Source organism: Pseudomonas sp. S2_A05 (genome assembly GCF_054668485.1).
This window is the reverse complement of record NZ_CP162775.1, coordinates 3,029,933-3,051,885: the sequence shown is the minus strand read 5'-3', so window position 1 is coordinate 3,051,885 and position 21,953 is coordinate 3,029,933. Positions and strand designations below refer to the sequence as shown.

At 59.9% G+C, this 21,953-nt stretch carries 22 protein-coding genes; 18 read left to right on the top strand and 4 right to left on the bottom strand.

Translation table 11 applies throughout. The features are described from left to right. Nucleotides 1–57 precede the first annotated feature (57 nt). The 9 genes from AB4O12_RS13850 (at nt 58) to AB4O12_RS13810 (ending at nt 10,710) form a co-directional block, all read left to right on the top strand. Nucleotides 58–933 carry an SMP-30/gluconolactonase/LRE family protein gene (locus tag AB4O12_RS13850; protein ID WP_056788268.1) on the top strand — a complete coding sequence of 292 codons (876 nt, stop codon included), beginning with the start codon at nt 58–60 and terminating at the stop codon, nt 931–933. A gap of 270 nt (nt 934–1,203) precedes the next feature. Further along, nucleotides 1,204–2,022, top strand: coding sequence for an SDR family oxidoreductase (locus AB4O12_RS13845; RefSeq protein WP_460058773.1), 819 nt, complete (start codon nt 1,204–1,206; stop codon nt 2,020–2,022). A gap of 137 nt (nt 2,023–2,159) precedes the next feature. After that, complete coding sequence (locus AB4O12_RS13840; RefSeq protein ID WP_016770973.1) at nt 2,160–3,164, top strand: substrate-binding domain-containing protein; 1,005 nt, start codon at nt 2,160–2,162, stop codon at nt 3,162–3,164. A 53-nt stretch (nt 3,165–3,217) separates the two neighbouring features. After that, nucleotides 3,218–4,765: an L-arabinose ABC transporter ATP-binding protein AraG gene (araG, locus tag AB4O12_RS13835; RefSeq protein WP_016770972.1), complete on the top strand. Its 1,548-nt coding sequence runs from the start codon at nt 3,218–3,220 to the stop codon at nt 4,763–4,765. A 12-nt stretch (nt 4,766–4,777) separates the two neighbouring features. Beyond that, nucleotides 4,778–5,746, top strand: a complete 969-nt coding sequence (araH, locus tag AB4O12_RS13830) for an L-arabinose ABC transporter permease AraH (protein WP_101156425.1) — start codon at nt 4,778–4,780, stop codon at nt 5,744–5,746. Nucleotides 5,747–6,410: 664 nt separating this feature from the next. Continuing rightward, a complete protein-coding gene (locus AB4O12_RS13825) occupies nt 6,411–7,124 on the top strand; it encodes a GntR family transcriptional regulator (RefSeq protein ID WP_016770970.1) in 714 nt (237 codons plus the stop codon). Continuing rightward, entirely contained in the window at nt 7,121–8,119 is a 999-nt protein-coding gene (locus AB4O12_RS13820; RefSeq protein WP_150637654.1) for an ADP-ribosylglycohydrolase family protein, read from the top strand. The genes AB4O12_RS13825 and AB4O12_RS13820 overlap by 4 nt, the downstream gene beginning before the upstream one ends. 202 nt (nt 8,120–8,321) lie before the next feature. Continuing rightward, nucleotides 8,322–9,788 (top strand): purine-cytosine permease family protein, encoded by a 1,467-nt coding sequence (locus AB4O12_RS13815; protein WP_457262363.1) that lies wholly within the window; start codon nt 8,322–8,324, stop codon nt 9,786–9,788. Continuing rightward, the gene (locus AB4O12_RS13810; RefSeq protein ID WP_460058768.1) at nt 9,781–10,710 is read left to right on the top strand and encodes a PfkB family carbohydrate kinase; all 930 of its coding nucleotides are present in this window, start codon (nt 9,781–9,783) and stop codon (nt 10,708–10,710) included. The genes AB4O12_RS13815 and AB4O12_RS13810 overlap by 8 nt, the downstream gene beginning before the upstream one ends. A gap of 114 nt (nt 10,711–10,824) precedes the next feature. On the opposite strand, the gene AB4O12_RS13805 is transcribed toward AB4O12_RS13810, so the two are convergent. The 3 genes from AB4O12_RS13805 to AB4O12_RS13795 all read right to left on the bottom strand — a co-directional run bounded on the left by AB4O12_RS13805 (nt 10,825) and on the right by AB4O12_RS13795 (nt 11,953). Beyond that, nucleotides 10,825–11,205, bottom strand: a complete 381-nt coding sequence (locus AB4O12_RS13805; RefSeq protein ID WP_095182257.1) for a Rho termination factor N-terminal domain-containing protein — start codon at nt 11,203–11,205, stop codon at nt 10,825–10,827. 104 nt (nt 11,206–11,309) lie between these two features. After that, the gene (locus AB4O12_RS13800; RefSeq protein ID WP_041479421.1) at nt 11,310–11,564 is read right to left on the bottom strand and encodes a hypothetical protein; all 255 of its coding nucleotides are present in this window, start codon (nt 11,562–11,564) and stop codon (nt 11,310–11,312) included. A 44-nt stretch (nt 11,565–11,608) separates the two neighbouring features. Then, nucleotides 11,609–11,953, bottom strand: a complete 345-nt coding sequence (locus AB4O12_RS13795) for a hypothetical protein (RefSeq protein WP_041479419.1) — start codon at nt 11,951–11,953, stop codon at nt 11,609–11,611. 386 nt (nt 11,954–12,339) lie between these two features. On the opposite strand from AB4O12_RS13795, the gene AB4O12_RS13790 reads away from it, so the two are divergent. From AB4O12_RS13790 to AB4O12_RS13750, 9 genes are all read left to right on the top strand, one after another. Then, a complete protein-coding gene (locus AB4O12_RS13790) occupies nt 12,340–12,819 on the top strand; it encodes a GNAT family N-acetyltransferase (protein ID WP_041479417.1) in 480 nt (159 codons plus the stop codon). A gap of 159 nt (nt 12,820–12,978) precedes the next feature. Beyond that, a complete protein-coding gene (locus AB4O12_RS13785; protein ID WP_150742568.1) occupies nt 12,979–13,641 on the top strand; it encodes a hypothetical protein in 663 nt (220 codons plus the stop codon). Then, nucleotides 13,638–14,132 carry a PAAR domain-containing protein gene (locus tag AB4O12_RS13780; protein WP_039760120.1) on the top strand — a complete coding sequence of 165 codons (495 nt, stop codon included), beginning with the start codon at nt 13,638–13,640 and terminating at the stop codon, nt 14,130–14,132. Before AB4O12_RS13785 ends, AB4O12_RS13780 begins: the two co-directional genes overlap by 4 nt. A 6-nt stretch (nt 14,133–14,138) precedes the next feature. Then, nucleotides 14,139–14,879, top strand: coding sequence for an alpha/beta hydrolase (locus AB4O12_RS13775; protein WP_150742567.1), 741 nt, complete (start codon nt 14,139–14,141; stop codon nt 14,877–14,879). A gap of 786 nt (nt 14,880–15,665) precedes the next feature. Continuing rightward, nucleotides 15,666–16,655, top strand: coding sequence for a 2-dehydro-3-deoxygalactonokinase (locus AB4O12_RS13770; RefSeq protein WP_460058764.1), 990 nt, complete (start codon nt 15,666–15,668; stop codon nt 16,653–16,655). 19 nt (nt 16,656–16,674) lie between these two features. Beyond that, complete coding sequence (locus AB4O12_RS13765) at nt 16,675–17,295, top strand: 2-dehydro-3-deoxy-6-phosphogalactonate aldolase (RefSeq protein WP_460058762.1); 621 nt, start codon at nt 16,675–16,677, stop codon at nt 17,293–17,295. 62 nt (nt 17,296–17,357) lie between these two features. After that, nucleotides 17,358–18,506: a galactonate dehydratase gene (dgoD, locus tag AB4O12_RS13760; protein WP_016770960.1), complete on the top strand. Its 1,149-nt coding sequence runs from the start codon at nt 17,358–17,360 to the stop codon at nt 18,504–18,506. A 177-nt stretch (nt 18,507–18,683) separates the two neighbouring features. Beyond that, nucleotides 18,684–19,994, top strand: coding sequence for an MFS transporter (locus AB4O12_RS13755; RefSeq protein WP_460058760.1), 1,311 nt, complete (start codon nt 18,684–18,686; stop codon nt 19,992–19,994). A 62-nt stretch (nt 19,995–20,056) separates the two neighbouring features. After that, nucleotides 20,057–20,860, top strand: coding sequence for an IclR family transcriptional regulator (locus AB4O12_RS13750; RefSeq protein WP_016770958.1), 804 nt, complete (start codon nt 20,057–20,059; stop codon nt 20,858–20,860). A 9-nt stretch (nt 20,861–20,869) separates the two neighbouring features. On the opposite strand, the gene AB4O12_RS13745 is transcribed toward AB4O12_RS13750, so the two are convergent. Beyond that, nucleotides 20,870–21,922 (bottom strand): NAD(P)-dependent alcohol dehydrogenase, encoded by a 1,053-nt coding sequence (locus AB4O12_RS13745; RefSeq protein ID WP_016770957.1) that lies wholly within the window; start codon nt 21,920–21,922, stop codon nt 20,870–20,872. Nucleotides 21,923–21,953 lie beyond the last annotated feature (31 nt).

Sequence of the window (21,953 nt, the reverse complement as noted above, 5' to 3'; positions counted from 1 at the left end):
CTTTCGCGAGCAGGCTCGCTCCCACATTGGAAACAACAAGAACATGAAGGATTCCAGATGACCTGCACCGCCCTGACCCAACACCGCGCGCAACTCGGCGAAGGCCCGTTCTGGGATGCGCCGACCCAGGCGTTGTACTGGGTCGATATCGCCGGTAAACAAGCGTTGCGCCTGATCGGCCAGAACGTGCAGATCTGGCAGATGCCCGAGCACATCTCCGCCTTCATTCCCTGCGCCAGCGGCGATGCGCTGGTGACATTGACCAGTGGTGTCTACCGCCTCGATCTCGATTCGCCTGGCCTCGAGCCACGTTTGACGCTGTTCTGTGTCGCCGACCCGCAACCGGGCAACCGGCCCAACGAAGCCCGTTGCGATGCCTTGGGCCGGTTGTGGTTGGGCACCATGCAGAACAACATCGGCGAGCACGGTGAGGATCTGCCGCTGGTGCGCCGTTCCGGTGGCCTGTTCCGTATCGATCCCGATCAGCGCGTCACACCGCTGCTGCTCGGCCTGGGCATTCCCAATACCTTGTTGTGGAGCGACGACGGCACCACGCTGCTGTTTGGTGAAAGTCTCGACAGCACGCTCAATCGATATTTCATCCGCACCGACGGCAGTCTCGATGCGCCGCAGGTGTTCTACTCGTCCGATCAACACGGTGGTCCCGATGGCTCGGCGATGGACGCCGAAGGCTACGTGTGGAATGCACGCTGGGACGGCAGTTGCCTGCTGCGCCTGACGCCGGACGGGCAGGTGGATCGCAAAATCGATCTGCCGGTCAGTCGCCCGACCAGTTGCGTTTTCGGTGGCGAAGACTTGAAAACCTTATTCATCACCAGCGCCAAGAGTCCACTGAATCATCCATTGGATGGCGCGGTGCTGAGCATGCGCGTCGACGTTGCAGGAAAACTCTGTACGCGTTTTGCTGGTTAAATCCCAAAATATGGGATGCGAAATTATATATTGAGATTATTTGGCGGTCGGGTTTATAGTCGGCTCCAGCAGTAACACGCACTCACACTTAAAAAGAACAAAACAGGTGAAGTGATGCAGCGAATTCTTGTTGCCCGCGCCAGCGGGATCCGCCTTTCGTCACGGCTCAATGCCGTTGACGACGCATGCCTGTCTGTTTTTCCCAGCCGTCAGAACCGGACATCCACCGATGGCCGGTTTTTTTGCGCCTGCGTGCGGGAGGCCTGAGCCATGGCTGAAGCGCTGACATTGCCGCAAGTGTCGGCCCCGCCGAAAGGCGAGCGTCTGAAAAACAAGGTCGTGCTGCTGACCGGGGCCGCTCAGGGCATCGGCGAAGCGATTGTCGCCGCCTTCGCCGCGCAGCAAGCCAGATTACTCATCAGCGACATCCAGGCCGACAAGGTCGAGCAGGTCGCCGCTCACTGGCGCGATCAGGGCCATGACGTGCAGGCGCTCAAGGTCGACGTATCGAATCAGCAGGATCTGCATGCCCTGGCCCGACGCGCCGTGGAATTGCATGGCCGCATCGATGTGCTGGTCAACTGCGCCGGGGTCAATGTGTTCCGCGATCCTTTGCAGATGACCGAAGAAGACTGGCGCCGCTGCTTCGCCATTGACCTGGACGGCGCCTGGTATGGCTGCAAAGCGGTGCTGCCGCAGATGATCGAGCAGGGCGTGGGCAGCATTATCAACATCGCCTCGACCCATTCCAGCCAGATCATTCCCGGTTGCTTCCCGTACCCGGTGGCCAAGCACGGCTTGCTCGGCCTGACCCGCGCGCTCGGCATCGAATACGCGGCCAAGGGCATTCGCGTTAACGCTATCGCGCCGGGCTACATCGAAACGCAGCTGAACGTCGACTACTGGAACGGCTTTGCCGATCCGCACGCCGAACGGCGGCGCGCCTTTGACCTGCACCCGCCCAAGCGCATCGGCCAGCCGATCGAAGTGGCCATGACGGCAGTGTTTCTGGCCAGCGATGAAGCACCGTTCATCAACGCATCGTGCATCACCATCGATGGCGGCCGCTCGGTGATGTACCACGACTGAATAAAGCGGATTTCCAGCGCTGAACTACGCTTGCAATCCAATCATCATACGATATGACTATTTTCAAACAGCTTCACTGAGAACACGCTTCAACGCTTTCCAAACCTTGCTCAAAAAAAATAACAAGGAGTCATCTGATGAAACGTCGTTTCGGGATTCGTACCCTGTGCAGCACTGCCCTGGCGGTCACTGCGTTCAGCCTGAGCAGTGCGCTGCTCGCCGCCGACGCGGTGAAGATCGGTTTTCTGGTCAAGCAGGCCGAAGAACCGTGGTTCCAGACCGAATGGGCTTTTGCCGAAAAAGCCGCCAAGGACAAAGGCTTTGAACTGATCAAGATCGCGGTGCCGGATGGCGAGAAGACCCTCTCGGCGATCGACAGCCTGGCCGCCAACGGCGCCAAGGGTTTTGTGATCTGCCCGCCTGACGTGTCCCTCGGCCCGGCGATCATGGCCAAAGCCAAGATCAACGACCTGAAAGTGATTGCCGTCGACGACCGTTTTGTCGATGCCAACGGCAAGTTCATGGAAGACGTGCCGTACCTGGGCATGGCCGCGTTTGAAGTCGGCCAGAAGCAGGGCGCCGCCATGGCTGCCGAAGCGAAGAAGCGTAACTGGGACTGGAAAGACACCTACGCGGTGGTCAACACCTACAACGAACTCGACACCGGCAAGAAGCGCACCGACGGTTCGGTCGATGCCCTGAAGAAGGCCGGCATGCCGGAGGACCATATCCTCTTCGCCGCGCTGAAAACCCTCGACGTACCGGGCAGCATGGACGCCACCAACTCGGCGCTGGTGAAACTGCCGAGCGCGGCGAAAAACCTGATCATCGGCGGCATGAACGACAACACCGTGCTCGGCGGCGTGCGCGCCACCGAAGCGGCCGGTTTTGCCGCGAGCAACGTGATCGGCATCGGCATCAACGGCACCGACGCCATCGGCGAGTTGAAAAAGCCTAACAGCGGCTTCTTCGGTTCGATGCTGCCAAGCCCGCACATCGAAGGCTACAAGACCGCCGAGATGATGTACGAGTGGATCACCGCCGGCAAAGAGCCGCCGAAGTACACCGCCATGGATGACGTCACCCTGATCACCCGCGAAAACTTCAAGCAAGAGCTGGAAAAAATCGGCTTGTGGAACTGAGGCAGCGACGGCCCGGGCAGCCGGGCCGTCTTTCGGTGTGAAGAGGTGGCTTTATGCACGCGCAAGTACAGACACAAGAACAACACGGCGCCAGCGGCAGCCTGCGCTTCAACGGGATCGGCAAGACCTTTCCCGGCGTGAAAGCGCTCGACGGCATCAGCTTCGTCGCCCACCCCGGCCAGGTTCATGCCCTGATGGGCGAGAACGGCGCGGGCAAATCGACCCTGCTGAAGATTCTCGGTGGTGCTTACATTCCGAGCAGCGGCGAGCTGCAGATCGGCGAGCAGGCGATGGCGTTCAAGTCCACCGCCGACAGCATCGGCAGCGGCGTCGCGGTGATTCACCAGGAACTGCATCTGGTCCCGGAAATGACCGTGGCCGAAAACCTGTTTCTTGGCCATCTGCCGGCCAGTTTCGGCCTGATCAATCGCAGTGAGCTGCGCCAGAAAGCCTTGAATTGCCTGAAGGGGCTGGCGGACGAAATCGATCCGCAAACCAAGGTCGGACGCTTGTCGCTGGGTCAGCGGCAACTGGTGGAAATCGCCAAAGCGCTGTCGCGCGGCGCTCACGTCATCGCTTTCGACGAACCGACCAGCAGCCTCTCGGCGCGCGAGATCGATCGCTTGATGGCGATCATCGGGCGCCTGCGCGACGAAGGCAAAGTGGTGCTCTACGTGTCCCATCGCATGGAAGAAGTTTTCCGTATTTGCGACGCCGTCACCGTGTTCAAGGACGGCCGCTACGTGCGTACCTTCGAGGACATGAGCCAGTTGACCCACGATCAACTGGTGACCTGCATGGTCGGTCGCGACATTCAGGATATCTACGATTACCGCCATCGCCCGCGCGGTGCCGTGGCGCTGAAGGTCGACGGCTTGCTCGGTCCGGGCTTGCGCGAGCCGATCAGTTTCGAAGCGCACAAAGGCGAAATCCTTGGCCTGTTCGGGCTGGTCGGGGCAGGGCGCACCGAGCTGTTTCGCCTGCTCAGCGGCCTGGAGCGCAACACCGCTGGCCGTCTCGAACTGCGCGGCCATGAGCTGAAACTGCGCTCGCCCCGTGATGCGATTGCCGCCGGCATTCTGCTCTGCCCGGAAGATCGCAAGAAAGAAGGCATCATCCCGCTGGCCAGCGTCGCCGAGAACATCAATATCAGTGCCCGCGGTGCGCATTCCGGGCTCGGCTGCCTGATTCGCGGCTTGTGGGAAAAGGGCAACGCTGACAAGCAGATCAAGGCCCTGAAAGTGAAAACCCCGCACGCCGGCCAGCAGATCAAGTTCCTTTCCGGAGGCAACCAGCAGAAAGCCATTCTCGGCCGCTGGCTGTCGATGCCGATGAAAGTCCTGCTGCTCGACGAACCGACCCGTGGCATCGACATCGGCGCCAAGGCTGAGATCTACCAGATCATTCATAACCTCGCCGCCGACGGTATTTCGGTGATCGTGGTGTCCAGCGATCTGATGGAAGTGATGGGCATTTCCGACCGCATCCTTGTGCTGTGCGAAGGCGCCCTGCGCGGCGAAGTCAGCCGCGACCAGGCCAATGAATCCAACCTGCTGCAACTGGCTTTGCCACGCCACCGCGCTGACGGCGTGGCGAACTGAGAGGTGACTATGATGACTACGCAAAACGAAACCCTGCCGACCGAGCGCAAACCGCTGGACATGCGGCGCTTCCTCGATGACTGGGTCATGCTGCTGGCGGCGATCGGCATCTTTGTCGCCTGCACACTGCTGATCGACAACTTCCTCTCGCCGCTGAACATGCGTGGCCTGGGTCTGGCGATTTCCACCACCGGCATCGCCGCGTGCACCATGCTTTATTGCCTGGCATCCGGACACTTCGACCTCTCGGTCGGCTCAGTGATCGCCTGTGCCGGCGTGGTCGCGGCAGTGGTAATGCGTGACACCAACAGTGTATTTCTCGGGGTCAGCGCGGCGTTGGCGATGGGCCTGATCGTCGGGCTGATCAACGGCATCGTGATTGCCAAGTTGCGCGTCAATGCCTTGATTACAACGCTGGCGACCATGCAGATTGTGCGCGGCCTGGCCTATATCTTTGCCAACGGCAAGGCAGTCGGCGTTTCGCAGGAATCGTTCTTTGTTTTCGGCAATGGCCAGCTGTTCGGTGTGCCGGTGCCGATCCTGATCACTATTGTCTGCTTCCTGTTTTTCGGCTGGCTGCTGAACTACACCACCTATGGGCGCAACACCATGGCCATCGGTGGCAACCAGGAAGCGGCGCTGCTGGCGGGCGTCAACGTCGACCGCACCAAGATCATCATCTTCGCCGTGCATGGTTTGATCGGTGCGCTGGCGGGTGTGATTCTGGCCTCGCGGATGACTTCCGGGCAGCCGATGATTGGTCAGGGTTTTGAACTGACAGTGATCTCGGCTTGCGTGCTGGGCGGAGTTTCGTTGAGTGGCGGCATCGGCATGATTCGCCACGTGATTGCCGGGGTGTTGATTCTGGCGATCATCGAGAATGCGATGAACCTGAAGAACATCGATACGTTTTATCAGTATGTGATTCGTGGTTCGATTCTGTTGCTGGCCGTGGTCATTGACCGCTTGAAACAACGGTAACGTCAAAAGCTACCCCTCACCCCAGCCCTCTCCCAAAGGGAGAGGGGGCCGACCGAGGTGTCTTGCGTTCTACATCGACCTGAAATATCGGGTCGATTGTGGATTCGCTAAAGCAACATCAGTTCGGCGCATTTCCTGAGCACTCCCCAATCAGTTCCCTCTCCCAAAGGGAGTGGGGGCCGACCGAGGTGTCTTGCGTTGTACATCGACCTGAAAGATCGGGTCGATTGTGGATTCGCTAAAGCAACATCAGTTCGGCGCATTTCCTGAGCACTCCCCAATCAGTCCCTCTCCCAAAGGGAGTGGGGGCCGACCGAGGTGTCTTGCGTTCTACATCGACCTGAAAGTTCGGGTCGATTGTGGATTCTCTAAAGCAACATCAGTTCGGCGCATTTCCTGAGCACTCCCCAATCAGTTCCCTCTCCCAAAGGGAGTGGGGGCCGACCGAGGTGTCTTGCGTTGTACATCGACCTGAAAGATCGGGTCGATTGTGGATTCGCTAAAGCAACATCAGTTCGGCGCATTTCCTGAGCACTCCCCAATCAGTTCCCTCTCCCTCCGGGAGAGGGCTAGGGTGAGGGGCTCTTGATTTTGCTCTCTCCACCGGTCACCTCCCTCAAATTTTTGTTGCCCGCCACGCCTCGTTTCGGTTATCAATTTGTACATGATTAGACAGGTACGATTCGACAAGAAACAACGGGTGGTCGACGAGCTCGTCCGACGCATCGAAAGCGGCCTCATGGAGGACGGCTTTCTGTTGCCCGGCGAACATCAGTTGGCTCAAGAATTCCAGGTCAGCCGTGGCACCTTGCGTGAGGCGCTGGCCGAACTGAAGCGGCGTAATTACATCGCCACGCAGAGCGGTGTCGGTTCCATCGTCACTTTCGACGGTGTCGCGCTGGATCAGCGCAGCGGCTGGGCGCAGGCATTGGCCGACAGCGGGGCGCTGATCAATACCGAAGTGTTGCGCCTCGAAGCCGTGACTCGCCCGGATCTGCTGGTGCGTTTCGGCACCGATCAATTCATCACCCTCGACCGTCGCCGGCGCGCCACCGACGGTACGCTGGTGTCTCTGGAACGATCCTTGATGCCGGCCAACGGCGGCCTGGAAAGCCTGCCTCGCGTCGGCCTGATCGACAATTCCCTAACCATCACCCTGGCCGCCTACGGCTATATCGGTGAGCGCGGCGATCAGTGGATCGGCGCCGAGCCGCTGAATGCCGAAGACGCTGAGCTGCTTGGTCGACCGGTCGGCACGGTGTTTCTCAAAGCCCTGCGCACCACCTACGACCGGCAGAACCGTTTCATGGAACAGGTCGAAAGCCTGCTTGACCCGGTGCACTTTCGTCTGCACCTGCAATTCGGAGAATCGAAATGACCGCGCTCAACCGTGCGCTTGGCGCTTTCTATGGTCTGGCTCTGGGTGATGCGTTGGGCATGCCGACGCAGTCGCTTGATCGTGAAACGATCAAGGCGCGCTTCGGCCAGATCACTGATTTGCAGGACGCAGGTCCCTTGCAACCGATCGCCGCGAACATGCCCAAAGGCTCGATCACCGATGACACCGAGCAGGCGATCCTGGTCGGCGAATTATTGGTCGAAGGTCACGGCCGTATCGAGCCGGCGGTCCTCGCCCAGCGCTTGATCGAATGGGAAGCCGAGATGCAGGCCAAAGGCTCGCAGGACTTGCTCGGCCCCTCGACCAAACGCGCTATTGAAATGATCCTCGCCGGGCATTCCCCGGAAGAAGCCGGGCGTTACGGCACCACCAATGGCGCGGCGATGCGCATCACCCCGGTGGGCATTGCCGCGAACGTGGCCGATCCGCAGCGCTTCATTGCGGCGGTCGTGCAGGCTTGCCAGGTGACGCATAACACCACGCTGGGGATTTCCAGTGCAGCAGCGGTGGCGGCGGTGGTTTCCGCTGGCATCAACGGCGTCGATCTGGGCGAGGCGCTGAACCTCGGCCAGCAGATTGCCCAGCAAGCCGAAGCCCACGGGCATTGGGTCGCTGGCGGGCGCATCGCCTCGCGCATCAGTTGGGCGCGCAGTATCAGCGTCGACAGTGACAAAGCACTGCTCGCCGATCTGCTCTACGACGTGATCGGTACATCGGTGGCGTCGCAGGAGTCGGTGGTGGTCTCATTCGCCCTGGCCCAGCAAGTGGCCATCGGCGAGATGACGGCATTCGAGGCGTTGTGCATGGCCGCCAGTCTCGGCGGCGACACGGATACCATCGCGGCGATTCTCGGCGCCATGCTCGGGGCCTGCCTGGGTCTTGAGTGCTGGCCGCAGCCGATGATCGAAACGGTGAAAGTCGTTAATCAACTTGAGCTGGAACCGTTGGTGCAGGGGCTGTTGGCCTTGCGTTGACTGGCTGGCCTCTTCGCGAGCAGGCTCGCTCCCACAATTGGAATGCATTTGCTTGTGGGAGCGAGCCTGCTCGCGAAAGGGGCGGCGCATTTCTAAAGAATTCACACAGCAATGGATCGCACAGACAGGCCTCGGAAGGCCGGTTGTCTTGTCGTTTTGCATCATTGCCACAACCACAAAAAAGGCAAACAGGAGCATCTTCATGAGTTCATCAACCGCCGGGCAAAGCGTCGGGCAACTGGAAACCCGGGGCATCGAGCCGGTGCCGGAAGCCGAGTGCAACGGCCATCCGCTGCAACTGTTCTGGGTCTGGTTTGCGGCCAATATTTCCATCCTTGGCCTGCCGCTGGGAGCCACGCTGGTGGCGTTTCGCGGGCTGGCGATCTGGCAGGCGATCATCGTCGCCATCCTCGGTGCCGCCGGTTCGTTTGCCGTGGTCGGGATCATCTCGATTGCCGGGCGCCGTGGCCGCGCGCCGAGCCTGACGCTGTCCCGGGCAATTTTCGGCGTGCGCGGCAACATCGGCCCGACGCTGGTTTCGCTGATGTCGCGTCTGGGTTGGGAAACCGTCAACACCACCACTGCGGCGTTTGTCCTGCTGTCGCTGTGCTCGATCCTGTTCGGCTCGCCGGTCGAGGCGAAAAGTGCGCCGGTACTGACGCTGATCTTTATCGCCATCTTCGTCCTGCTGACCTTGTCAGTGTCCGGCCTCGGCCACGCGACTTTGCTGGTGATCCAGAAGTGGGCGACCTATGTGTTCGGTGCGCTGAACATTCTCGTCGGTGGCTTCCTCTGCGCGACGATCGACTGGAGTGCGGTGTTCAACGCCACGCCAGCACCGCTGAGCGCAATGATCATCGGCATCGGCACCATGGCCGCCGGCACTGGTATCGGTTGGGCCAACGCTGGTGCCGACATGTCGCGCTATCAGCATCGCAGCGTCAAGGCAGTGCGCCTGGTGGCGTCGGCGGCGTTCGGCGCAGGGATTCCGCTGGTGCTGCTGATCACCCTCGGCGGCTTGTTGTCGGTGGGCAACAATGACCTGGCGTCGGCGACTGACCCGATCGTGGCGATTCGCGACATGCTGCCGACCTGGATGGCCGTGCCGTACTTGATCACCGCGTTCGGCGGCCTGCTGCTGTCGAACAACCTGTCGGTATATTCCGCCGGCCTGACCACGCTGACCCTGGGCCTCAAGGTCAAACGCGTCTACGCGGTAGTGGTCGACATCGTCGCGATCTTCGCCGGCTCGATCTACTTCATGCTGATCGCCGACAGTTTCTACGGCCCGTTCATTACCTTCATTTCCCTGCTGGCAGTGCCGATCACCGCATGGGTGGGGATCTTCGTGGTCGATCTGATTCACCGTCACTACTACAGCCCCAAAGACCTGCTCGATGTCAGCCCGAGCAGCGCCTACTGGTATCGCGGCGGCATCGAGTGGCGCGCGTTTGGTGCCTGGGCGATCGCCATCGTCCTTGGTTTCAGCTTCACCACCATCGGCACCACGGCAGAAAACGTCTGGTTCAAGGGCTTTCTGTCCGACTCCTGGCTGGGCCACAACGGCCTCGGCTGGATCGTGACCTTCGTCGTCGCCGGTGGCATTTACCTGATACTTGGCGGTGCGAAAGATCGCCGCGCCGCGCAAACCGAGAATGCTCATGCCTAAGATGTTGCACACCGGCCAGGTCATCATCGACCTGGTCATGGCCGTGGATAAACTGCCGCAGATTGGCGGTGATGTGCTGGCGCAGTCGGCCGGTTTCGAAGCGGGCGGCGGTTTCAACGTGATGGCCGCTGCGGTGCGTAACGGTCTGCCGGTGGTTTACCTCGGTCGCCATGGCACGGGGCGTTTCGGTGACCTGGCGCGCCAAGCGATGCAGGCGGAAGGTATCTGCATCGGCATCCGCGAACCGGCCGAGCGCGATACCGGTCTGTGCGTGGCGCTGACCGATGCGTCGGCTGAACGCAGTTTCATTTCCTACATCGGCGCTGAAGGTGAGGTGACCGAAGACGATTTGAACAGTGTGGCTGCCGAGCCCGGCGATTACGTTTATCTCAGCGGTTACAGTCTGCTGCACGAGGGCAAGGCGCAGGCGTTGCTCGACTGGACGCTGGCGCTGCCGGCGTCGGTCAATGTGGTGTTCGACCCGGGACCGTTGGTGGAGTCACCTGACGCGCCGATGATGCAGGCGTTGCTGCCGCGCATCAATGTGTGGACCAGCAACAGTGTCGAGGCGCTGCGGTTTACCGGAGCCGATGAGATTGGTATAGCGATGGATCGCCTCGCGGAACTGCTGCCGGAAAGTGTGCTGATGGTGGTGCGCGACGGGCCGCAGGGTTGCTGGATTCAACAGCGCGGCGAGCGTCGACAAGTGCCGGGGTTTGCTGTCAATGCAGTGGACAGCAATGGCGCCGGTGATGCGCATGCCGGGGTGTTTGTGGCCGGATTGGCGCAGGGGCTGGATGCACTGGAAGCGGCGCGGCGGGCGAATGCTGCGGCGGCGCTGGCGGTGACGCGCTGGGGGCCGGCGACATCGCCGGGGGCGGGTGAGGTGGATGCGTTTATCCGCGAATCCTGCGGCGACTGATGCACCGCAATCGCTGGCAAGCCAGCTCCCACAGGGTCTTCGTGTGTAAGTGTAATAGTGCAACTACCCGAAAAATCTGTGGGAGCTGGCTTGCCAGCGATGAGGCCATCAGACTTAACCTGCCTTGCGCAACGCCTCAATCAACTCCTGCTTGCGCATCGAAGAGCGTCCCGGAATATTCTTCGCTCGGGCTTCCTTCATCAGGCTATCGACAGTCTGCGTATCCTTCGAAGTCTCGCTATCGCGTGAATGGCCCTTGCGGCTAGCCACCGCGCGGCGGGATGACTCTTTGCGCTCTTCCGACTTGGCACTTGCAGGCTTCTTGCGCCCTGAGCCGCCGGACTTTTCGCCACCGCCGGATTGCTTGTTCACCGTCGCCCAGGCACGCGCCTCAGCTTCATCTTTCGACACGCCCTTTTTCTCGTAGCTGTCTTCGATGTGCTCGGCTTTGCGCTTCTGTTCGCTGGTGTATTTGTCTTTGCTTCCACGAGGCATGGGATTTCTCCTTGCGTCAGGATGTGCCGCGTTACGCCGAAGGCTGCGAATCACTCGAGACGAATCACCCGTTCGAAGTCGAAGATCCGCAGCCCCAACCAGCGTCAGCTATCGAGTTTCTTCGCCGCTTCAACCCCGGCTGAACTGAGCTTGATCGGCAGGTTCAGCGAGTGCTCACCGGCTTCGCTGCAGGTCACATGACCATGGTGAATCAGCCCGCGATCCTGCAGGGCGGCGAGGGCGCTGGCCACGACTTTCTCGCCCCGGTAATTGTCCAGCACCTCCTTGCCCAAGCCGTTGGGATGCGCGTGCAGCAGGCGGGTGAGAACTTCTTTTTCCAGGTCTTTGTCGACGTTCATGGTTACCTCTTCATGGGAGTGAATAGGGCGCTCGCGTCGGCGAACTACTGACCGGCACCTTCGGAACCGGAGCCACCGGTGGTGGTTTTCGAGCCGACACCGGGGCCGGCATTGTCAGGCGGAGTGGCAGGAGAGTCAGGCGTGTTCATGCCACCCTGACGGCCCGGATCGCTGCCTTGTGTGCGCGGATCGGTGCCGGTGGCGGGTGGCTGATTGATCAGCGGCACGCCGGAACCATCGGTATTCATACCGGGAGCACTGTTGATGGCGGGCGCGCGTGGCGGGGTCGGATCGGTAGGGCCAGTGCCCGCTGCCGTGGACGAGGCGGCGAACACCGCAGGGCAGAGCAGGGCGCTGAAGACTAAAGCGGTCAACCTTGACGAGATCATAGGGCTTCTCCAGTGATTGGAATCCTTACACTGGGTTGGTCAGCCCTGATGACGGATTGGTGCCTGATGATCGACGAACGGTCTTCTCCGGGGTCGCGTGTCTGCTGTTCAGACGATGCCGATCTTTAGTGTTTCCATCGGTGCAAAACAGTTAACGGTCATAAGCATCCTTTCAGAACGTGCGCTATCAACTGTGGGAGCGAGCCTGCTCGCGAAGGCATTTTGTCAGTTGACTCGAGGCTGACTGGAAGGACGCGTTCGCGAGCAGGCTCGCTCCCACAGGGGCAACGGCGTTCGCCCGATCGGGCAGGTCAGTATGTTTGCCATGTGACGAGCGCCGCTGCGCGCCTTAGTATGGCGCTTTAATTTGCAGACAAGGCCCGTCCATGACGATCGAAATCCGCCCGGCGACCCCCAGCGATGCGCCGCAAATCCTCGCCTTCATCACCGAACTGGCAGATTTCGAAAAGGCCCGTCACGAAGTCATCGCCAGCGTCGCCGACATCGAACGCAGCCTGTTCGGCGAAGGCGCGACCGCCCATGGCCTGATTTGCCTGCGCGACGGCTTGCCGATCGGCTTCGCGGTGTTCTTCTTCAGTTATTCAACCTGGCTGGGCAGCAACTGCCTGTACCTCGAAGACCTTTACATCACCCCCGAACAACGCGGTGGCGGCGCCGGCAAAACCCTGCTGCGCCACCTGGCGAAAATCGCCTGCGCCAACGACTGCGGCCGCTTCGAATGGAGCGTGCTGGAATGGAACACCCCAGCCATCGAATTCTACAAATCTCTCGGCGCACAACCGCAGGAGGAATGGGTGCGGTATCGCATGGATGGCAAGGTGTTGCGAGAGTTTGCCGAGGGCTGAGCACAATGATGGCAATCTACTGCTGATTCAGTTGTCGCCACCGCTCTGGTCCGGCATTCTGTGCGCCATTTTTGCGCGCTCACGGACGACACCTGCAATGCATCTGGCAAAATTTCTCCGCGCCTGTGGAGCCCTCGCTGCGTCAATGAGTGACCAGCTATGAGCGGACTGCAGGCGTCTATGCGTCTGTATGGTCTGGTGAAAACTACCGGCTCTTCTGACGACCCGAATCGACAGGCTGTCGAAATTCTCTGCATGGCCCAGCGCACCGGCGGCCTGGCTATTCGGGCTTTCGTGTCGCGGCTCGACGCCGAGTTGATGACGCGCAGTGCCGACCTTGGCGACTACCGCGTGGTAGCGCTGAGAACCTTTGATCCCACAGCGATTATCGACGCCCATCAAGGCTGGCTGATGCTGCACATCTGTTGCGGCTTCGTCGCTCTCGCCGGCCATTCTCTGTTGAAAAACGGTGCGTTGATCCCGATGGGCTGGCACGTCTACTCCGAAGTGGGGCGCTGGACCTCCAGGCATCATCTGGACCTTGGCGTGGAAATGGTCGAGTTGCTGCAATCGACTTTCGAGCGCAATCACCTGCGCAACTACAACGCCTGGCTCAACGAACTTGATGATGCAACGCCTGCCGAGTTGAGTTGGCAAGCCAACGAAGCCTGGCGTGCCATACAAACCGCGACATCACCTGAAAGCCGTGAGCATTGTCATGCTCTGTTCGACCCGGTCGATAATCGCTGGCGCTTTGCCGCGACCGACATCGACATCTATCAGCCATCCCCGGCACCCCTTAAGCAAGGAGCTTTGAATTGAGTGGTAAACCCGCAGCTCGCGTCACCGACCCAACCGCCTGCCCACTGCCAGGTCACGGCACCAACCCGATTGTCTCCGGCTCGCCGGACGTATTCTTCGACGGCCTCGCTGCTGCACGCATGACCGATAAATCAGCGTGTGGCAGCCCTATCACCGGAGCGGTCTCCGGCACTGTTTTCATTAACGGCCTGAACGCCGCGATGCTCGATAGCACTGGTGGGCATGGCAATGTCGTGATCGGTGGCTCGGGCACGGTGATCATCGGCCAAAGTGGGGGAGGGGCCGCATTTAGTGGGCTGTTGCCGATGCCGGTGCATTTCACTGACAGGTTGCAAGTAGTCAATCAGGACACCGGAGAGCCGGTCTCTTATCACCCTTACATCATTCAGCGGGGTGACGGCAGTGAAGAGTCTGGCGTGACGGATGCGGCGGGATTTACCCATACCGTCAGTTCTCACCTGGCTGAGACGATTAAATTATTTGTGGAGTAATTAGAGATGGCAAATGGAAGTGCTACAGCAGAGGCTCCACCACCGCCAATGGCGACAAGGGATCCCGTGAGTCATACACTTACTTGCAAGACAGATCAATCGGTCAAGCAAGTAACAGTAAGCATCCGCGATGCAATGGTTTTTCTTGTTGGTGGAGCTGGCGATCAGGAACGGTATTACGTTGATGGTCCCAATCACAATGTCGACTATGTGCGAGATATGGTCGACGCGGACATCGAAGCGCTGGAAATACAGAAATCTTGTACGACGTTGCCTCTTGGTTATAACTCATTTATGAGTGAGGAGGATTTGGAGCGTAACGTTATTCGAAAAATTCCAAGTTGCAATACTGCGATTTATATCATTGGCCACAGTTTGGGTGGCTGGAACGGTGCTCATTTGTCTGCCGTTTTAACCGAGCGCGGTTTCAAAATAAAAATCTTGGTGACCCTGGATCCCGTAGGACACGGCAAAATCGTATATGGTATTTCGAAAATATATCGTCAGGTTCCCAAGCCTAAAGCGCAGTATTGGGTAAATATCAGGGCAGCTGCGGTCGATTGGAACCTGTCAGATCTGGTTGCAGACTTCGGTGAGCAATGGGAGATCTCCGAAGGACCGAACGTCATGGGGCGGCTCGATATCAATCACGCAGATGCCAACTCTATGTATGCTCACGCCTTGCCCGGTGGAAAGTCAGCGCGACAGATTGTAGCGGAGTCAATATTCAAGTGGATTAAGGGGTAACAACCTGTGAAGGTTTTAATCTTGACAATATGTATGTCGGTGCTCTCGGCTTGTTCTTTGAATCATGGTCGGCCCATTGCTGACCTCAAATACGAAAAGACAGAGCGGCTTCGTACTACCGGAATTTATCAAGTTTATTTCAAGTCCGACGTGGAACTTCTCGGCCTGTTCAAGTCGTCTATAGGGCGTGGGCTGGTCTGCTCGTTGACAAATGACCTTGATTTTTCTCAGGCACATCGAATTAAACAGTCCGGCTTCGGGTTTATCGAGAGGGTTTCGCCGGACTCGTTAATTTACAGGGCAGATGTCATTTTTGACGAGTCGGTAGACGATGAGGGGGGAGAAAGACGCCTGAAAGGGGAAACACTGGATCCCTTTTTAAAAGCCAGAGATTCCTTTTCCTGTGTGTATAGAGTCCACTCCACTACATACAAGACGTATTTTTCCAGGATTATGCGGGTACCTAGCGCGGATTTGCTGACAACTGGACCTGCAAAATAAAAACTATCCCGTCCGGCCTTGCCTCTTTCGAGGGCCGGTCTCCCTGAGTATTTCCCGACCGCAGCGGCATGGCGAACCTTGCATTTTTGCCCGTGCAAGCCTGACTCGGTCCTTCCCGGCATTCGATCGCCATCGTTGCAGCCCAAGGGCGGCGTTTCGAGTGAGGTGATACCGTTACTGTTGATTCTTCCCATAATGTGGGATTGATATTTATATATTGAGATTTCCCGTCTCTCGGGTTTATAGTCCATCGCACTCACTGCCAAAAACAAAACAGGTGAAGCGATGCAGGCGCAATTGATCGCGCTCGATTGGGGGACGACCTCATTACGTGCTTACAAACTCGCGGCCGACGGTGTGGTGCTGGAGCAGCGTGCGCTGTCGTCCGGGATCATGCAGTTGCCCAAGACCCCGCGAATCATCCACGGCCGTGAATGCGCCGATGGTTTTGAACTGGCCTTCGACGAGGCCTGTGGTGACTGGCTCGATGCGCAGCCGGATCTGCCGGTGATCGCTTGCGGCATGGTCGGCAGTGCGCAGGGCTGGCGCGAAGCGCCTTACTGCGAAACGCCAGCCGACGTCGCCCATCTCGGAAATTCCCTACAAACCGTTGTCAGTCTGCGCGGTACGCCGGTGCATATCGTCCCGGGCGTGATCCAGCGTTCGCGTCTGCCGAATGTAATGCGCGGCGAAGAAACCCAAGTCCTCGGCGTGCTGCAAAGTCTGCCGGTCGAGGCGGGTGATGATCTGCTGATCGGCCTGCACGGCAGCCACTCGAAGTGGGTGGAGGTGGTCGATGGCCGCATCACCCATTTCGACACGTTCATGACCGGCGAAGTGTTTGCCGTGCTCAGCGAGCACAGCATTCTCGGCCGTACCCAACAACCGAGCGCGACCTTCGATGCGCAGGCGTTCGATCGCGGCGTGCAAATCGCGCTGTCGACAGATGCCGAGCTCGGTGTGCTGTCGACCTTGTTCAGCGCCCGTACCCTCGGCCTGACCGGTGAACTGAGCCCGAGCGCTCAGGCGGATTATCTGTCCGGTCTGATGATCGGCCATGAGCTGGCCGCGCTCGCCAATGTGCAGCGGCGCCGGCGCAATCAAGCGAATCTTCCAGCGATCGTGCTCATCGGCAATGCGCTTCTGTGCGCACGCTATCAACGCGCCCTCGACGCCTGCGGCTTTGCTCGGGTGACGCTGGCCGAGCAGGCGACCGAGCGTGGCCTGTGGCAACTGGCGCGCGCCGCCGGACTGATCGATTCCTCATCCCGTTAACCCTGACTGGAGGCCTGACATGCTCAAGCAAGCACTGGCACAAAACGGTCTGATCGCGATTCTGCGTGGCCTGCAACCGCAGGAAGCGGCGGCTGTCGGAGAAGTCCTTTATTCCGCCGGATTTCGCGTCATCGAAGTACCGCTCAATTCCCCATCGCCGTACGAAAGTATCCGCATCCTGCGTGATGCGCTGCCCGCCGATTGCCTGATCGGTGCTGGCACGGTGCTCAGCCCCGAGCAGGTCGAGCAGGTCAAAGCTGCTGGCGGACAAGTGATCGTCATGCCGCACAGCGATGCCAAAGTATTGCGCGCGGCGAAAGCGGCGGGGCTGTTCCTGTCGCCGGGTGTGGCCACGCCGACCGAAGCCTTCGCCGCACTGGCTGAGGGCGCGGACATTCTCAAGCTGTTTCCGGCCGAGCAAATGAACCCGGCGGTCGTCAAGGCCTGGCTGGCGGTGTTGCCAGCCGGCACGGTGCTGGCGCCGGTCGGCGGGATCACACCGGACAACATGCAGGCCTTTATCGATGCCGGTGTGAAAGGTTTCGGCCTCGGTTCCGGTCTGTTCAAACCGGGCATGACGCCCGAGCAGGTGGCGGTCAATGCCAAGGCCTACGTGACTGCCTGGAAAGCCCTGCGTTAAGAATTTTTGGGCGCTGTGTGCGCTGCATCTAATAAAAGCTGCATTTACAAAAGAGAGCAGAGATGAAAATCACCAAACTCACGACCTTCATCGTTCCGCCGCGCTGGTGCTTCCTCAAGGTCGAAACCGACGAGGGCGTGACCGGTTGGGGCGAGCCTGTGGTCGAAGGGCGCGCGCATACCGTAGCTGCTGCGGTGGAAGAATTGTCCGACTACCTGATCGGCAAAGACCCACGCAATATCGAAGACATCTGGACCGTGCTCTATCGCGGTGGCTTCTACCGTGGCGGCGCGATTCACATGAGCGCGCTGGCCGGTATCGACCAAGCGCTGTGGGACATCAAGGGCAAGGCCCTCGGCGTGTCGGTCAGCGATCTGCTCGGTGGCCAGGTGCGCGACAAGATTCGTGTCTATTCGTGGATCGGCGGCGACCGTCCGGCGGACACCGCGCGTGCGGCGAAAGAAGCAGTGAGCCGTGGTTTCACTGCGGTAAAAATGAACGGCACCGAAGAACTGCAGTTCCTCGACACCTTCGAGAAAGTCGACCTCGCGCTGGCCAACGTTGCCGCCGTGCGTGATGCGGTGGGGCCGAACGTCGGTATCGGCGTCGACTTCCACGGCCGCGTGCACAAGCCGATGGCCAAGGTGCTGATGAAAGAGCTCGACCCGTACAAACTGATGTTCATCGAAGAACCGGTGCTCAGCGAAAACTACGAAGCATTGAAAGAACTGGCGCCGCTGACCAGCACGCCGATTGCCCTCGGCGAGCGGCTGTTCTCGCGCTGGGACTTTAAACGGGTGTTGAGCGAAGGCTACGTCGACATTATCCAGCCGGATGCCTCTCACGCTGGCGGCATCACTGAAACCCGCAAGATCGCCAACATGGCCGAAGCCTACGACGTCGCGCTGGCGCTCCATTGCCCGCTGGGACCGATCGCCCTGGCTGCCTGTTTGCAACTCGACGCGGCTTGTTACAACGCGTTTATCCAAGAGCAGAGCCTGGGCATCCATTACAACGAGAGCAACGACTTGCTCGACTATGTGAAGGATCCGCGCGTGTTCGACTACGACCAAGGCTTCGTGAAGATTCCGAACGGCCCGGGGCTGGGCATCGAGATCAACGAGGAGTACGTGATCGAGCGTGCCGCCGTCGGCCATCGCTGGCGCAACCCGATCTGGCGCCATGCCGATGGCAGCTTTGCCGAGTGGTGATCTCCTGATTCAGCACTGATCCCTGTGGGAGCGAGCCTGCTCGCGAATGCAATGTCACATCCGCCATCCATGTGACTGACCCGACGCTTTCGCGAGCAGGCTCGCTCCCACAGTTTGATCTCCAGGGAGAGGAGATCTGCGTCATGACCTCAACAAACATAAAAAGAGGCATCTCTCATGCAAACGCATACCCTCTCCGGGCAGGCGTCTTTAGTCACGCCTAGCCGCAAGCGATTTTTCATCATGGTGTTGCTGTTCATCACCGTGGTCATCAACTACCTCGACCGCAGCAACCTGTCGATTGCCGCGCCGGCGCTGACCAGTGAGCTGGGCATCGATCCGGTTCACGTCGGTCTGATCTTCTCCGCCTTCGGCTGGACTTACGCTGCCATGCAGATCCCCGGCGGCTGGCTGGTCGATCGCGTGCCGCCGCGCATCCTTTACAGTGTCGCGCTGCTGCTGTGGTCGCTGGCCACGGTGATGCTCGGTTTCGTCAGCAGCTTCATCGCCCTGTTCGTGCTGCGCATGGCCGTCGGTGCGCTGGAGGCGCCGGCCTATCCGATCAACAGCCGCGTGGTCACCACCTGGTTCCCTGAGCGCGAGCGCGCCACGGCGATCGGTTTCTACACTTCCGGACAGTTTGTCGGTCTGGCTTTCCTGACCCCGGTGCTGGCGTGGCTGCAACATGAATTCGGCTGGCACATGGTGTTCGTCGCCACCGGCGCGGTGGGCATTCTCTGGGCGCTGATCTGGTACGCGGTGTATCGCGAGCCGCGCGATTTCAAAGGCACTAACCAGGCGGAAATCGACCTGATCCGCGAAGGCGGCGGGCTGGTCGATATTCAGGCCGAAGCGGCCAAGGTCAAAGCCAAATTCAGCTGGACCGATCTGGGCATCGTCCTCAGCAAACGCAAGTTGTGGCGTATCTACCTCGGCCAGTTCTGTCTGAACTCGACGCTGTGGTTCTTCCTCACCTGGTTCCCGACCTATCTGGTGAAATACCGCGGCATGGACTTCATCAAGTCCGGCCTGCTTGCATCGCTGCCATTTCTTGCCGCTTTCGTCGGTGTGTTGTGCTCGGGATTCTTTTCCGACTTCCTGATCCGGCGCGGCTACACCGTGGGCTTCGCACGCAAGTTGCCGATCATTGGCGGGCTGCTGATTTCGACCTCGATCATCGGCGCCAATTTTGTCGAGTCGACGCCGCTGGTGATTGCCTTCCTCGCCCTGGCATTTTTCGGCAACGGGCTGGCGTCGATCACCTGGTCGCTGGTGTCGACGCTGGCGCCGGCGCGTTTGCTCGGTCTGACCGGTGGCGTGTTCAACTTCATCGGCAACCTGTCGGCGATTGCTACGCCGATTGTGATCGGCTTCCTTGCCAGTGGCGATTCGTTCGCTCCGGCGATCACCTACATCGCCGTGCTCGCGCTGGTCGGTGCCTTGTCCTACGTGCTGCTGGTGGGCAAGGTCGAGCGTATCGAGTTGTAGTGCTCAGCGTCGGGCGACCATAATGCCGCCCGTTCCTTCGCTCAACGGTAAAAAGGCTGGATATGCAGGAAGACGCCCCGGAAAAAACCAAGGACGCCGCGCCCACCGGCACCCAGACGCTGCTGCGCGGCCTCGGTGTGGTGCAGGCGGTGGCCAGTGGCGCGCGTGATCTCAAGGAGATTGCCCGGCTGATCGGTACCACGCGCAGCACTACCCATCGTCTGGCCAGCTGTCTGGTCGACGAGCGTTATCTGCGCGTGGTGCCGCAAATCGGTTATCTGCTCGGGCCGAAACTGATCGAACTGGGCTTCCAGGCCCGCGAAGAGTTGCCACTGGTGACCCTGGCCGGGCCGTATCTGGACGAGCTCTCGGCGCTGACCGGCGACACGGTGCATTTGGGGATCAGGGAAGGCGACGAAGTGCTGTACCTGCTGAAGAATCCAGGGCGCAACGGCCCGGAAATGCGCTCACGGGTTGGCCATCGCATGCCGCTGGTACGCACCGGGATCGGCAAGGCCTTGATGCTCGATGATTCGCCGCAGGATTGGCGGCGGCTGTACGACATCAGCCTGCCGGCGGGTGGCAAAAGTCAGTTCTGGCCGCAGCATCCGCAGCAATCGTGGGAGCAGCTGGAGCAGCGCATGGGCGAATACGTTGCCGGTGGCTACGCGTTCGATCTGGAAGACAACGAACCGTCGATCCGCTGTGTGGCGGCGCCAATTCGTGATGCGAGCAAGGGCATCGTCGCGGCGATCAGTATCGCCAGCACCGTGCCGTACATGCCGCTGGAAAAAATGGCCGAGTTGATCCCCCTGCTCAAAGGGGTCACAACCCGGCTGTCGGCGGAGCTTGGTTTGAAGGTATAGCCCTAAGGTTTAGGCCTTCAGCGTCGCCATGTCGATGACGAAGCGGTACTTGACGTCACCGGCAATCATCCGCGCGTAGGCTTCGTTGATCTGGCGGATGTCGAGCATTTCGATGTCGCAGGTGATGTTGTGTTCGGCGCAGAAATCCAGCACTTCCTGGGTTTCGGCGATACCGCCGATCAGGGAGCCGGCCAGTACGCGACGGCTCATCACCAGTTTGCCGGCGTGCACGGGCGGGTTCACTGGCTCGATCAGGCCGACCAGAATGTGCACGCCGTCGAAACGCAGGGTGTCGAGGTACGGGTTCAAATCGTGTTGCACCGGAATGGTATCGAGCAGGAAGTCGAAGTAGCCGGCCGCGGCCTTCATCTGCTCGGCATCGGTGGAGACGATGACGTGATCGGCGCCCTGACGGCGACCTTCTTCAGCCTTGCTCGCCGAACGGGTGAACAGCGTGACTTCCGCGCCCATGGCCTTGGCGAACTTGATGCCCATGTGGCCGAGGCCACCCATGCCAAGAATGCCGACCTTGTCACCGGCCTTGACGCCGTAGTGCTTGAGCGGCGAGTAAGTGGTGATGCCGGCGCAGAGAATCGGTGCGGCGCTGGCCAGTGCGAGTTTCTCGGGGATGCGCACAACGAAGTGTTCGCTGACCACGATGCTGTCGGAGTAACCGCCCATGGTGTTGCTGCCATCAACCCGATCCGGGGTGGCGTAGGTCATGGTCGGGCCTTCGAGGCAATATTGCTCGAGGTTCGCCTGACAGGCTTCGCAGCTGCGGCAGGAGTCGACCATGCAGCCTACGCCAACCAGATCGCCTACCTTGTGACGGGTGACATTCGCACCGACTGCGGTGACTTTTCCGACGATCTCATGGCCAGGCATCAGCGGATAAACGGCGATGCCCCATTCGTTGCGTGCCTGATGGATGTCGGAATGGCAGACGCCGCAGTAGAGAATTTCGATCGCCACGTCGTCGGCGCGCGGGCTGCGGCGTTCGAATTTCATCGGGGCGAGGGGCGTGGTGGCCGATTGGGCGGCATAGCCGATGGCGGTGTACATGGGTGACCTCGCAAAAACAGTGACAAGTGAG

Excerpts from the sequence above, each read along its gene's own strand:
- araH (WP_101156425.1), top strand. The coding sequence starts at position 4,778 with ATGACTACGCAAAACGAAACCCTGCCGACCGAGCGCAAACCGCTGGAC.
- AB4O12_RS13750 (WP_016770958.1), top strand. The coding sequence starts at position 20,057 with ATGCAGGAAGACGCCCCGGAAAAAACCAAGGACGCCGCGCCCACCGGC.
- AB4O12_RS13795 (WP_041479419.1), bottom strand. The coding sequence starts at position 11,953 with ATGATCTCGTCAAGGTTGACCGCTTTAGTCTTCAGCGCCCTGCTCTGC.
- AB4O12_RS13825 (WP_016770970.1), top strand. The coding sequence starts at position 6,411 with ATGATTAGACAGGTACGATTCGACAAGAAACAACGGGTGGTCGACGAG.
- AB4O12_RS13785 (WP_150742568.1), top strand. The coding sequence starts at position 12,979 with ATGAGCGGACTGCAGGCGTCTATGCGTCTGTATGGTCTGGTGAAAACT.
- AB4O12_RS13790 (WP_041479417.1), top strand. The coding sequence starts at position 12,340 with ATGACGATCGAAATCCGCCCGGCGACCCCCAGCGATGCGCCGCAAATC.
- AB4O12_RS13840 (WP_016770973.1), top strand. The coding sequence starts at position 2,160 with ATGAAACGTCGTTTCGGGATTCGTACCCTGTGCAGCACTGCCCTGGCG.
- AB4O12_RS13815 (WP_457262363.1), top strand. The coding sequence starts at position 8,322 with ATGAGTTCATCAACCGCCGGGCAAAGCGTCGGGCAACTGGAAACCCGG.
- AB4O12_RS13810 (WP_460058768.1), top strand. The coding sequence starts at position 9,781 with ATGCCTAAGATGTTGCACACCGGCCAGGTCATCATCGACCTGGTCATG.
- dgoD (WP_016770960.1), top strand. The coding sequence starts at position 17,358 with ATGAAAATCACCAAACTCACGACCTTCATCGTTCCGCCGCGCTGGTGC.
- AB4O12_RS13845 (WP_460058773.1), top strand. The coding sequence starts at position 1,204 with ATGGCTGAAGCGCTGACATTGCCGCAAGTGTCGGCCCCGCCGAAAGGC.
- AB4O12_RS13850 (WP_056788268.1), top strand. The coding sequence starts at position 58 with ATGACCTGCACCGCCCTGACCCAACACCGCGCGCAACTCGGCGAAGGC.
- AB4O12_RS13745 (WP_016770957.1), bottom strand. The coding sequence starts at position 21,922 with ATGTACACCGCCATCGGCTATGCCGCCCAATCGGCCACCACGCCCCTC.
- AB4O12_RS13765 (WP_460058762.1), top strand. The coding sequence starts at position 16,675 with ATGCTCAAGCAAGCACTGGCACAAAACGGTCTGATCGCGATTCTGCGT.
- AB4O12_RS13800 (WP_041479421.1), bottom strand. The coding sequence starts at position 11,564 with ATGAACGTCGACAAAGACCTGGAAAAAGAAGTTCTCACCCGCCTGCTG.
- araG (WP_016770972.1), top strand. The coding sequence starts at position 3,218 with ATGCACGCGCAAGTACAGACACAAGAACAACACGGCGCCAGCGGCAGC.
- AB4O12_RS13820 (WP_150637654.1), top strand. The coding sequence starts at position 7,121 with ATGACCGCGCTCAACCGTGCGCTTGGCGCTTTCTATGGTCTGGCTCTG.
- AB4O12_RS13755 (WP_460058760.1), top strand. The coding sequence starts at position 18,684 with ATGCAAACGCATACCCTCTCCGGGCAGGCGTCTTTAGTCACGCCTAGC.
- AB4O12_RS13805 (WP_095182257.1), bottom strand. The coding sequence starts at position 11,205 with ATGCCTCGTGGAAGCAAAGACAAATACACCAGCGAACAGAAGCGCAAA.
- AB4O12_RS13775 (WP_150742567.1), top strand. The coding sequence starts at position 14,139 with ATGGCAAATGGAAGTGCTACAGCAGAGGCTCCACCACCGCCAATGGCG.
- AB4O12_RS13770 (WP_460058764.1), top strand. The coding sequence starts at position 15,666 with ATGCAGGCGCAATTGATCGCGCTCGATTGGGGGACGACCTCATTACGT.